Source organism: Streptomyces sp. NPDC036764, assembly GCF_055609385.1.
The window spans coordinates 729,558-741,075 of sequence record NZ_JBVJPT010000002.1 but is presented as its reverse complement, the minus strand read 5'-3'; the positions used below and the strand labels follow the sequence as shown (position 1 = coordinate 741,075).

11 protein-coding genes, 1 rRNA gene and 1 riboswitch are annotated in these 11,518 nt (G+C 67.9%); of the genes, 11 read left to right on the top strand and 1 reads right to left on the bottom strand.

Annotated features, from left to right (window positions below):
• The 11 genes from rrf to ACZ69Q_RS14815 all read left to right on the top strand — a co-directional run.
• Positions 1-87 (top strand): 5S ribosomal RNA (gene rrf / locus ACZ69Q_RS14865); the annotation flags it as partial.
• 109 nt (positions 88-196) lie between these two features.
• The gene (locus ACZ69Q_RS14860) at positions 197-805 is read left to right on the top strand and encodes a CDP-alcohol phosphatidyltransferase family protein (RefSeq protein ID WP_380859870.1); all 609 of its coding nucleotides are present in this window, start codon (positions 197-199) and stop codon (positions 803-805) included.
• A 115-nt stretch (positions 806-920) separates the two neighbouring features.
• Complete coding sequence (locus tag ACZ69Q_RS14855; RefSeq protein WP_471041520.1) at positions 921-3,416, top strand: sugar phosphate nucleotidyltransferase; 2,496 nt, start codon at positions 921-923, stop codon at positions 3,414-3,416.
• Positions 3,417-3,526: 110 nt separating this feature from the next.
• Positions 3,527-4,429, top strand: a complete 903-nt coding sequence (locus ACZ69Q_RS14850) for a DUF881 domain-containing protein (protein WP_471041518.1) — start codon at positions 3,527-3,529, stop codon at positions 4,427-4,429.
• Positions 4,426-4,758 carry a small basic family protein gene (locus tag ACZ69Q_RS14845; protein WP_003988855.1) on the top strand — a complete coding sequence of 111 codons (333 nt, stop codon included), beginning with the start codon at positions 4,426-4,428 and terminating at the stop codon, positions 4,756-4,758. Before ACZ69Q_RS14850 ends, ACZ69Q_RS14845 begins: the two co-directional genes overlap by 4 nt.
• 5 nt (positions 4,759-4,763) lie before the next feature.
• Positions 4,764-5,615: a DUF881 domain-containing protein gene (locus tag ACZ69Q_RS14840; protein ID WP_471041516.1), complete on the top strand. Its 852-nt coding sequence runs from the start codon at positions 4,764-4,766 to the stop codon at positions 5,613-5,615.
• Positions 5,616-5,763: 148 nt separating this feature from the next.
• Complete coding sequence (locus ACZ69Q_RS14835) at positions 5,764-6,582, top strand: FHA domain-containing protein (protein WP_471041560.1); 819 nt, start codon at positions 5,764-5,766, stop codon at positions 6,580-6,582.
• A gap of 41 nt (positions 6,583-6,623) precedes the next feature.
• Entirely contained in the window at positions 6,624-7,361 is a 738-nt protein-coding gene (ftsR, locus tag ACZ69Q_RS14830; protein WP_471041514.1) for a transcriptional regulator FtsR, read from the top strand.
• A gap of 85 nt (positions 7,362-7,446) precedes the next feature.
• Entirely contained in the window at positions 7,447-7,920 is a 474-nt protein-coding gene (locus ACZ69Q_RS14825; RefSeq protein WP_004002801.1) for a bifunctional nuclease family protein, read from the top strand.
• Between the two features lie 265 nt (positions 7,921-8,185).
• Positions 8,186-8,848: a MerR family transcriptional regulator gene (locus ACZ69Q_RS14820; protein WP_471041512.1), complete on the top strand. Its 663-nt coding sequence runs from the start codon at positions 8,186-8,188 to the stop codon at positions 8,846-8,848.
• 129 nt (positions 8,849-8,977) lie between these two features.
• Positions 8,978-10,444, top strand: coding sequence for a DNA polymerase IV (locus ACZ69Q_RS14815; RefSeq protein WP_471041510.1), 1,467 nt, complete (start codon positions 8,978-8,980; stop codon positions 10,442-10,444).
• A 383-nt stretch (positions 10,445-10,827) separates the two neighbouring features.
• Here the strand turns inward: ACZ69Q_RS14815 and ACZ69Q_RS14810 are convergent, their stop codons facing one another.
• The gene (locus ACZ69Q_RS14810) at positions 10,828-11,229 is read right to left on the bottom strand and encodes a PRC-barrel domain-containing protein (RefSeq protein WP_471041508.1); all 402 of its coding nucleotides are present in this window, start codon (positions 11,227-11,229) and stop codon (positions 10,828-10,830) included.
• A gap of 114 nt (positions 11,230-11,343) precedes the next feature.
• Positions 11,344-11,439, top strand: a riboswitch (glycine riboswitch).
• Positions 11,440-11,518: the final 79 nt, after the last annotated feature.

Below are 11,518 nucleotides of genomic sequence, written 5' to 3'. Positions count from 1 at the left end.
GGTTACATTCCGAACCCGGAAGCTAAGCCTTACAGCGCCGATGGTACTGCAGGGGGGACCCTGTGGGAGAGTAGGACGCCGCCGAACTCCTTTTAGAGCTCTGGCTCTTGGGCACTCAGCCCGAGGGCCAGAGCTTTTTTGCGTTGAGGTAGGGTCAGGGGGCATCGTAGGTACGTTTCCCACAGGAGGCTCCCGGGTGGAGGTCCAGGAGACCCGTGTCCAGACGGATCGGGTCCTCACCATCCCCAACATCCTCAGCATGGCGCGGCTCCTTGGCGTGCCGCTGTTCCTGTGGCTGATTCTGAGGCCCGAGTTCGGCGGGCCGAAGAGTGATGGCTGGGCCCTTCTGGTGTTGGCTCTGAGCGGCGTCAGTGACTACCTGGACGGCAAGCTCGCGCGGCGCTGGAACCAGATCAGCAGCCTCGGCCGGCTTCTCGACCCGGCGGCCGACCGGCTCTACATTCTCTCGACTTTGGTCGGCCTCACCTGGCGCGAGATTCTGCCGCTTTGGTTGACCGCTGCACTTCTGGCGCGCGAGCTGGTTCTGCTGGTGATGGTGGGCATCCTCAGGCGTCACGGCTATCCGCCGCCGCAGGTGAACTTCCTTGGCAAGGCGGCTACGTTCAACCTGATGTATGCCTTCCCGTTGCTGTTGCTCAGTGACGGAAGTGGATGGATCCCGTCACTCGCTGCTATTTTCGGATGGGCGTTCGCCGGATGGGGTACAACGCTGTACTGGTGGGCAGGAGTTCTCTACGTGGTTCAGGTCCGCCGCCTTGTCCGTGCGGACGCCATGGCCGAGTGAACTCGCGGATTGAAGCGGGCGTAGTGGCCCGATGGCCCGCGGTGGAAAAGTGCGGGACAATCTGGACGGGTGAAGTCGGCTAGACCGTCGTCTCTTCGAGGAGGACGCTTCCGACATGAAGGCCGTCGTGATGGCCGGAGGCGAAGGCACGCGCCTTCGCCCCATGACCTCAAGCATGCCCAAGCCGCTCCTGCCGGTGGTCAACCGGCCGATCATGGAGCACGTTCTGAGGCTGCTCAAAAGGCATGGGCTGAATGAGACCGTCGTGACCGTTCAGTTCCTGGCTTCGCTGGTCAAGAACTACTTCGGTGACGGTGAAGAGCTCGGAATGGAGCTCAGCTATGCCAACGAGGAGAAGCCCCTCGGTACCGCCGGTAGCGTCAAGAACGCCGAAGAGGCGTTGAAGGACGATGCCTTCCTCGTCATTTCCGGCGACGCCCTGACCGACTTCGACCTCACCGAGCTGATCAACTTCCACAAGGAAAAAGGCGCGCTCGTCACCGTCTGTCTGACCCGGGTGCCCAATCCGCTGGAATTCGGCATCACGATTGTCGACGAGGAAGGCCAGGTCGAGCGCTTCCTCGAGAAGCCGACCTGGGGTCAGGTCTTCTCGGACACCGTGAACACCGGCATCTACGTCATGGAGCCCGAGGTCTTCGACTATGTCGAGCCCGACGTGCCCGTGGACTGGTCCGGTGATGTCTTCCCGCAACTGATGAAGGAAGGCAAGCCGATCTATGGGTATATCGCCGAGGGCTACTGGGAGGACGTCGGCACCCACGAGAGCTATGTGAAGGCGCAGGCCGACGTCCTGGAGGGCAAGGTCGACGTCGAGATCGACGGCTTCGAGATCTCCCCGGGCGTGTGGGTGGCGGAAGGCGCCGAGGTCCATCCCGACGCCGTGCTCCGAGGACCGCTGTACATCGGCGACTACGCCAAGGTCGAAGCCGGCGTGGAGATCCGGGAACACACCGTCGTCGGCTCGAACGTGGTCGTGAAGAGCGGAGCCTTTCTGCACAAGGCCGTCGTGCACGACAACGTGTACGTCGGGCAGCACAGCAATCTGCGTGGGTGCGTCGTCGGAAAGAACACCGACATCATGCGCGCCGCTCGGATCGAGGACGGCGCGGTCATCGGTGATGAGTGCCTGATCGGTGAGGAATCGATCGTTCAGGGCAATGTGCGCGTCTATCCCTTCAAGACCATCGAGGCCGGCGCCTTCGTCAACACCTCGGTGATCTGGGAGTCGAGAGGCCAGGCGCATCTCTTCGGTGCCCGCGGCGTCTCCGGAATCCTGAACGTGGAAATCACGCCGGAACTTGCCGTGCGCCTCGCCGGCGCCTATGCGACGACCCTGAAGAAGGGCTCCACCGTCACTACGGCCCGCGACCACTCCCGTGGTGCCCGGGCGCTCAAGCGGGCGGTGATCTCCGCGCTTCAGGCCAGCGCCATCGACGTACGAGACCTGGAGAACGTACCTCTGCCGGTTGCGCGGCAGCAGACCGCTCGGGGCAGTGCCGGCGGGATCATGATCCGGACGACGCCAGGTGTGCCGGATTCCGTGGACATCATGTTCTTCGACGGGCAGGGTGCCGACCTGTCGCAGGCCAGTCAACGGAAGCTGGACCGGGTCTTCGCCAGGCAGGAGTACCGGCGTGCGTTCCCGGGAGAGATCGGGGACCTGCACTTCCCGGCCAGTGTGTTCGACTCGTACACCGGATCGCTGTTGCGGAACGTCGATACGACCGGCATCTCGGAGTCTGGGCTGAAGGTTGTCGTCGACGCTTCCAACGGCAGTGCAGGGCTTGTGCTGCCCAGTCTGCTCGGCAAGCTCGGGGTGGACTCGCTGACCATCAATCCCGGTCTCGACGAGTCCAGGCCCACGGAGTCGGCGGACACGCGGCGGTCGGGGCTGGTGCGGCTGGGTGAGATCGTGGCGTCCGCGCGGGCCGCGTTCGGCGTGCGGTTCGACCCGGTCGGTGAGCGGTTGTCGCTGGTCGACGAGAAGGGGCGGATCGTCGAGGACGACCGGGCCCTGCTGGTCATGCTCGACCTGGTGGCCGCCGAGCGGCGCAGTGGGCGTGTGGCCCTGCCGGTGACCACCACGAGGATCGCCGAGCAGGTGGCGGCGTATCACGGCACGCAGGTGGAGTGGACGACCACCTCGCCCGATGACCTGACGAGGGTGGGTCGCGACGACACGACGATCTTCGGCGGCGACGGCAGGGGCGGGTTCATCGTCCCGGAGTTCAGCAGCGTCTTCGACGGTACGGCCGCCTTCGTAAGGCTGATCGGGCTCGTGGCGCGGACGCAGCTCACGCTCAGCCAGATCGACGCGCGGATTCCGCGGGCGCATGTCATCAAGCGCGATCTTGCGACCCCCTGGGCCGTCAAGGGGCTTGTCATGCGGCGGGTCGTCGAGGAGGCCGGAGATCGCTTTGTCGACACGACCGACGGAGTGCGGGTCGTGGAGACGGACGGGCGGTGGGTGATGGTGCTGCCGGACCCGGCGGAGGCGGTCACCCATCTGTGGGCCGAGGGGCCGGACGACGCGTCGGCTCAGGAGCTGCTCGACGAGTGGTCCGCGGTCGTGGACAGCGCCGGCCGGTAAGAGCAAGGAGTACACGCGCGTGCCGGACAGGTGTCCCCGAAAAGGGGCCTGTCCGGCACGCCGGTGGGGCCATTCGGAGGTAGCGGCCGCGACGTGCGACGATGTGCGGCATGCCGCAGCCGCCCCCCGTTCGGAGCACATCCACGCCCCCTGCGCGCCCGGACGCGTCCATGTCGCTGCTCACCAACGTCATGGATCACAGCCTCGACGACGGGTACGCCGAGGCCGCCGCCCGCAAGAAGGCGGCGGGTGACGGGGGACTGCCCAGGACGCTGAGGGCGAAGCTGGGGCTCGCCGCCGGTCTGGTGCTCGCGGCGCTCGTGGTGACCGTGGGAGCGGCGCAGGCTCGTGTGGCGGCTCCAGTGGTGGCCAAGGAGCGCGAAGAGCTGATCGACCGCATCGACCGTGAGACGGCGGCGGCGGACCGACTGGAAGAGACCGTCGACGACCTGCGTGCCGACGTGAGCGCGCGGCAGCGCGAGGCCCTGAAGACGGCCGGGGGCGACCGGGCGGAGCTCGTGGGCATTCTCGCGGGTGCGGTCGAGGTGCACGGGCCCGGTGTGAAGCTGGTCGTGAACGACGCGAAGGAAGCGGGCACGGACGGCGACGGCGACCCGCGCGGGTCCTCCGGGTTCTCCGACACCGGGCGGGTGCGCGACCGCGACATGCAGCGGGTGGTCAACGGGCTGTGGGAGTCGGGAGCGGAAGCCGTCTCGATCAATGGACAGCGGCTGACGGCCCTGTCGGCGATCAGAGCCGCGGGTGACGCAATACTGGTCGACAACAAGCCGCTGGTGCCGCCGTACACGGTGCTCGCGGTGGGGGACGGGGAGCGGCTGAGCACCAGGTTCCAGGACAGTGCCGACGGCCTGTACCTGCACGCCTTGCAGGAGAACTTCGGCATCCGGACCAGCATTTCCGTGCAGGAGGACCTCCGGCTGCCCGCCGCTCCGAGTGTGATCGTACGTACTGCACAGCCGAACACCGAGAAAACCGAGAAGGGCACATCGTGATCGCCGTACTGGGCCTCGTCGTCGGAGTCGTGGCCGGACTCTTGGTCCGGCCTGAGGTTCCGGCGGTCGTCGAGCCTTATCTGCCGATCGCCGTCGTGGCGGCTCTGGACGCCGTCTTCGGGGGTCTGCGGGCCATGCTCGACGGCATCTTCGACGACAAGGTCTTCGTCGTGTCGTTCCTGTCCAACGTGGTCGTGGCCGCGCTGATCGTGTTCCTGGGCGACAAGTTGGGCGTGGGGGCCCAGCTATCCACGGGAGTCGTCGTGGTGCTCGGCATCCGGATCTTCTCGAACGCCGCGGCCATTCGCCGCCACGTGTTCCGGGCGTGAGGCCGATGAGCAACCAGGAACAGACCCCCGGGAACAGGCTGCGCAAGGAGCTGCCCGAAGAAGTGGCGACGGGCGCGGGCGAGGCTTCGGACGCCCCTGAGAGCACGGACGCGCCCGAGGAGCGGCAATCCGGGCTGACCGGTCGCCAGCGGCTCGCGCAGGGGCTTTGGCCGCCTCGTGTGACCCGCGCCCAACTCATCGTCGCCCTGCTGCTGTTCGGCCTCGGGTTCGGTCTTGCCGTCCAGGTCGCGTCGAACAGCGACAGCGACAGTGCCCTGCGCGGCGCACGTCAGGAAGATCTCGTTCGCATCCTCGATGAACTGGACGACCGTACTCAGCGTCTAGAGGACGAGAAGCAAGGTCTCGAGAAGCAGCGTGACGAACTGGAGAACAGTTCGAACCAGGCCGAGGAGGCCCGCAAGCAGACGGTCGAGAAGGAGAGGCAACTCGGCATTCTGGCGGGCACAGTGGCCGCTCAGGGGCCTGGCATCACGATGACCATCGACGACACGAAGGGAACGGTCGAGGCGGACATGCTGCTCGACGCGATCCAGGAGTTGCGCGCGGCCGGCGCGGAGGCGATCCAGGTGAACGGCGTACGCGTCGTCGCCGGCACCTACCTGACCGATTCCGGCAACAGCGTGAGCGTCGACGGGAACAAGATCAACGCGCCCTATCGTTTCAAGGTCATCGGCAAACCGCAGGACCTCGAACCAGCGCTCAACATCCCTGGAGGCGTGGTGCAGACCCTCGAGAAGGAGCAGGCCACCGTGACGATCGAGCGGTCGGACAAGATCGTCGTGGACGCCTTGCGAGCGGCGAAGCGGCCTGACTACGCTCGGTCGTCCTCCCAGTGAACCGGGGGTGCATGGGGGACGTCCGGGGAGGGCATGAGGTTGCGGGGGGTCGGCGCACCGATTGGGTGGTGCGTGGTGGAAACTGTCTGGTGGAGACGGACGTTGTGAGGATGTCTGAGTCGGCCAGAGAGAGCAGTCAGGGTTCGTCCTGCCCCACGGGCGGGTCTGTTTCGGTCAAGGGGAATCGCCCGTGAAGTTGTTTTCGAAGTTGTTCGGCAAGAGCGCGCGAGAGGGCAGCGACAACGCGACCGCTCGTCACCGCGCCCAGGGGGACGATGACGGCCAGCGGCCGCTGTTCAGGGATCAGGTGCCTGGGTCGGGCGATGACATTTCCGGAGGTCAGGGCGCGCCGTCAGTTGACCCTGGCCAGTCCGGCGGCATAGGTTTCGGGCAACCGTCAGCCTCAAGTACGGGTGGAGGGTTTTCCCCGATGTCGGCCCTGGTGTGTACGAGGTGCGGTAACCGCAACGCGGAGAACAGCCGCTTCTGTTCCAACTGTGGTGCTCCGCTGCGGAGCGGCGCGGCGGCCGAGCGGCCGTCCGAGACGACCTCCACGATCTCCATCTCCGGTATCGAGGCCTACGACGCCGAGGTCACCGGTCAGACGCAGATCCCGGCGCTGTCGCCCGAGGCGCAGGCCGCTGTCGACGCGCTGCCGCTGGGCTCCGCGCTCCTGGTGGTGCGCCGCGGACCGAACTCGGGCAGCCGGTTCCTCCTGGACGGCGATCTGACCACGGCCGGCCGCCACCCGCAGAGCGACATCTTCCTGGACGACGTGACGGTCTCGCGTCGTCACGTGGAGTTCCGCCGCGCGCAGGACGGCTCGTTCACGGTGGCCGACGTCGGCAGCCTGAACGGCACGTACGTCAATCGCGAGCGGATCGACCAGGTTGCTCTGAACAACGGCGACGAGGTGCAGATCGGCAAGTACCGGCTGGTCTTCTACGCGAGCCAGCGGGGCTACTGACCCTCCCCCGGAGACCGTCCGGGGAGACCCAGGGAAGGTCCATGCTGAAATCACCGAGCGGCGGTGCCGGGTACGGCATCGCCGCCACGGACGGTCGGCTGATGAGCATCGGCACGGTGCTGAACGTGCTGCGCGAGGAGTTCCCTGACATCACGATCTCCAAGATCCGTTTCCTGGAGTCGGAGGGGCTGGTCGAGCCGCAGCGGACCCCCTCGGGGTATCGCAAGTTCAGCGCGCAGGACGTCGAGCGGCTCGGTCACGTCCTGCGGATGCAGCGGGACCACTATCTGCCCCTCAAGGTGATCCGGGAGCACCTGGACGCCATGGAGCGCGGTGAGGCGGCACCCCTGCCGACCGTGTGCCGGCAGCGGGACGGAGAAACGGTCCTGGAGCCCGTGGAGGGCCCTCCAGCGGCCCGGATCGGGCGGGCCGACCTGCTGGCCGCCGCCGAGATCGACGAGGGCGAGCTCGCGGAGTGGGAGTCGTACGGCTTGATCGCGCCGCTGCCGGACGGGGCGTACGACGCGGAGGCGGTCACCGTGGCCGCGCTGGTGGCCGAGCTGGGGCGGTTCGGGATCGAGCCGCGGCACCTTCGGGTGATGAAAGCCGCCGCCGATCGTGAGGCCGGGCTCGTGGACCAGGTCGTGGCGCCGCTGAAACGGCACCGCAACCCTCAGACCAGGGCTCACGCCGAGGCGCGCGCCAAGGAGCTGGCGGGGCTGACGGTCAAGCTGCACTCCGCGCTGGTGCAGACGGCTCTCGGGCTGCGGTTGCCCTGAGCCGGGTATGCACAGGAAGGCCGGATCGGCCACCCGTTCTCGGCCCGACTACCCAAACGTCCCGAGCACGGCCTAGGGTTGCTGTGTGAACGAGCTCGATGTCGTAGGTGTCCGGGTCGAAATGCCCTCCAACCAACCGATCGTGCTCCTGCGCGAAGTGGGAGGCGACCGCTACCTCCCCATCTGGATCGGGCCGGGGGAGGCGACGGCCATCGCCTTCGCCCAGCAGGGCATGGCCCCCGCGCGACCGCTGACCCACGACCTGTTCAAGGACGTGCTGGAGGCCGTCGGCCAGGAGCTCACCGAAGTACGCATCACGGACCTGCGTGAGGGCGTCTTCTACGCCGAGCTGGTCTTCGCCAGCGGCGTCGAGGTGAGCGCCCGTCCGTCCGATGCCATAGCGCTGGCCCTGCGCACCGGAACGCCGATCTACGGCAGCGACGGGGTGCTCGACGACGCCGGCATCGCGATCCCGGACGAGCAGGAGGACGAGGTGGAGAAGTTCCGCGAGTTCCTCGACCAGATCTCGCCGGAGGACTTCGGCACCAGCAGTCAGTGAGGCCGTGTGGGCCGTGCCGGGCGGACTTGCGGTCCGTGACGGTTCGGCCCACAGTCGGTTACAGCTCAAATGCCGGCATTTGCCAGCGGCGAGTGAGAGCGTCCCGAGGCCCGCTCCGAACACATTCGGCTAGCCTTTCCCCGCGGTGGGGTGCGGGAAACCACTCCTAGGGTGATTATCACTCGGCGTGCCGAGTGTGGCGATCGTTGACGCACCCCTGGTGACTGCCTACCGTCGAGAAGGCAGGTCAAGGACGGAGGTCGGCGTGAGAAGCAGCGGCGACGGTACGGCTGGGGGTGCCCCCGGGCGCAGTCTCGGGGCGAGCGGTCCGTACCCGCTTCACAGCAGCGCTGTTCAGAACGGTGCTGCCGATCACGCTCCGCAGCGGCCGACGGCCTTGCCGAGCACCGGCGGAGGGGCGGCGTCCATGGGGTCGGAGCAGATCGGCTACCGCGGTCCGACGGCATGTGCGGCCGCCGGCATCACGTACCGCCAACTGGACTACTGGGCGCGCACGGGCCTCGTCGAGCCGAGCGTGCGGCCCGCGTACGGGTCCGGGACGCAGCGGTTGTACAGCTTCCGGGACGTCGTCGTCCTGAAGATCGTCAAGCGGTTCCTCGACACCGGTGTGTCGCTTCAGAACATCCGCACCGCCGTACAGCACCTGCGGGAGCAGGGCTTCAGCGATCTTGAGCGCATGACGCTGATGAGCGACGGCGCGACCGTGTACGAGTGCAGCTCGCCGGACGAGGTGCACGCGCTGCTGCAGGGTGGGCAGGGGATCTTCGGGATCGCCGTGGGTGTGGTGTGGCGGGACGTCGAGAGCGCGTTGTCGCAGCTTCACGGGGAGCGGATCGACACCGGGGAGACGCTCATCGGGCACAACGCGGCGGACGAGCTGGCCCGGCGGCGTAACCGGGCGGTCTGAGCCGGCGCGGACTTCTCCTGACCGCGGCCACCTGGTGATGGTCGGGCGGGGCCACTTTTCGGACGGCTGCCGGCCGCAAACGTGCGGTCCGGCGGGGCATTGTCAGTGGCGTGAGGCAGCATCGGAGATGTGAGAAACGCGCCCACGATTCTGCATCTCGACATGGATGCCTTCTACGCCTCGGTGGAGCAGGCATCCAAGCCGAGCCTGCGCGGGAAAGCCGTGATCGTGGGCGGGCTCGGTCCTCGCGGAGTCGTCGCCACCGCCTCCTATGAGGCCCGGGCGTTCGGGGTGCACTCGGCGATGCCCATGGCCCAGGCGCGGAGGCTGGCGCCGAACGCCGCGTATCTCGTGCCGCGGTTCGGGGTCTACCGCGACGTCAGCGAGCACGTCATGGGGCTGCTGCGGGAGCTGTCGCCGCTGGTGGAGCCGTTGAGCCTGGATGAGGCGTTCGTGGATCTGGAGGCCGCGGGGGCCGCCTGGGACGCCGCGTCGGCGCGGCTGGTGGGGACGAGGCTGCGCGGCGACATACGGGCCGCCACGGGGCTCTCTGGGTCCGTGGGGCTTGCCGCGTCCAAGATGCTCGCGAAGATCGCCTCGGAGCAGGCCAAGCCCGATGGGCTCGTACTGATCGAGCCGGGGACCGAGCGGGCGCTGCTCGAGCCGATGTCGGTGCGGACCCTGCCGGGGGTGGGGCCGGCGACGGGGGACCATCTGCGGCGGGCCGGGATCCATACGGTCGGGGAGATCGCCGAGGCCGGTGAGGACGAGCTCGTGCGGCTGCTGGGCAAGGCCCATGGGCATGGGCTGTACGCGATGGCACTGGCGCATGACGAGCGGCCTGTGGTGGCCGAGCGGGAGACCAAGTCCGTGTCGGTCGAGGACACGTATGACGTGGACATCCACGACCGGGTGCGGGTGGGGCTTGAGGTGCAGCGGCTGGCCGATCGCTGTGTTCGGCGGTTGCGGGGGGCCGGGTTGTCGGGGCGGACCATCGTGCTGAAGGTGCGGCGGTACGACTTTTCGACCTTGACTCGGTCCGAGACGTTGCGGGGGCCGACGGATGATCCGGGTGTGGTGCGGGAGGCTGCTGCTCGGCTGCTGGATTCCGTGGATACGACGGGTGGGGTGCGGCTGCTGGGGGTCGGGGTCAGCGGGCTGGCCGACTACACGCAGGAGGATCTGTTCGCTCAGGCGGCGGGGGAGCGTGGGGAGCAGGGGAAGCGTGGGGAGCAGCCTGTGGAGGGGGGTGAGGAGAGCGCGGAGACGGTGGCCGTGGCGCGGGGGGAGGAAGGGCCGGGGGAGCGGAGATGGCTCGCGGGCCACGATGTGCGGCATGCCGAGTACGGGCATGGGTGGGTGCAGGGGAGTGGGCTTGGGCGGGTGACTGTGCGGTTCGAGACGCCGGGGTCGGAGCCGGGGCGGGTGCGGACGTTTCGGGTGGACGATCTTGGGTTGGAGGCGGTGGAGCCGTTGCCGTTGGTGGATCGGCCCCGGGGGCGTGGGGGAAGCGGGGGCAATGGGGGGTCTGAGACGGCTGAGAGGGCTGGGGGGTTTGTGGTTGGTGGGGATGGTGCGGCTGCGGTGTCGGGGTAGTCCGGGCGCGGTGAGGGGGTGAGTGGCTGTGCGGTTCGTGTCTGCTTGCTCTGCGTCTGCGGTGCGGTAGGGGTGGGGGGACGCTTGCCCGCGCTGGCGGGGTGCCGCTGCGCCCACCCGTGCCGCCCCAGCGGCACGACTGCCCGCAGCTAGGTGGGGTGGGTGGTCGTGGTGCGGGGAGTCGGCGATCTGTCGCGAGTGCTCGCGGCTGGGTGGGGCGTGGCTGTGCGCAGTGGGTGGCCGTGGTCAGGGGGCGGTCGGCCGTTGGATGCGGGAGCGGGGCAGCGCAGGGTGTTGTTTCGCGAGCTCGGCGGGGTCGGCGGGGCGTGTTCGTGCGCTGGCGGCTGCGGGCTGTTGGGGGGAGTGGGTGGGGGCGGGGCTGGTTAGGGGTGGGGGGTTTGGGGGTCGTTGTTGTTGGGGGGTTCTGTGGAGGCCAGGTTGCCGAAGTCTCGGTCGGGGGGTGGGGGTGAGGCGGCTACGTCGAGGCCGTAGTGGTGGTAGAGCTGGAGTTCCTGTTCGGGGGAGAGGTGGCGGCCCACTCCGAAGTCGGGGGCGTCCTTGATCAGGGCGCGGTCGAAGGGGATGTGGAGGGTGCCCTCCACCAGCTCGCTGGGCTCCAGGGGGACGAAGGCGTCCCGGGAGAACAGGCCGGTGCGTATCGCCGCCCATTCCGGCACTCCGGTCGCGTCGTCGAGATAGACCTCGTCGATGGTGCCGATCTTGGTGCCGTTGCGGTCGAAGGCCTTGCGGCCGATCAGATTGCGCGGATCGATGTCGGTCTGCACGGGCCCTCCACTTGGTCGCAACTCATCCGTAAGCACTACGAAAAGGCAGATTGGTGAGAGCGGCCACTCGAAGGTCCGTGCGTCGACCTCGCTGGTAGGCTTCATAACGGCTGCTGACCCCGTGCGGGAGAGTCCTCCGGACAACATCGGAGGCGCCGAAGGAGCAAATCCTCCCCGGAATCTCTCAGGCTCACGTACCGCACGGACGAGGTCACTCTGGAAAGCAGGGCGGGTGTCTACGGCTTCCGCTCTCACCGACGGTGAAAGCCGACGGCCTTCGGGCGGTCCG

Coding starts and splice junctions, on each gene's coding strand:
- ftsR (WP_471041514.1), top strand. CDS start 6,624: ATGCTGAAATCACCGAGCGGCGGTGCCGGGTACGGCATCGCCGCCACG.
- ACZ69Q_RS14855 (WP_471041520.1), top strand. CDS start 921: ATGAAGGCCGTCGTGATGGCCGGAGGCGAAGGCACGCGCCTTCGCCCC.
- ACZ69Q_RS14850 (WP_471041518.1), top strand. CDS start 3,527: ATGCCGCAGCCGCCCCCCGTTCGGAGCACATCCACGCCCCCTGCGCGC.
- ACZ69Q_RS14840 (WP_471041516.1), top strand. CDS start 4,764: ATGAGCAACCAGGAACAGACCCCCGGGAACAGGCTGCGCAAGGAGCTG.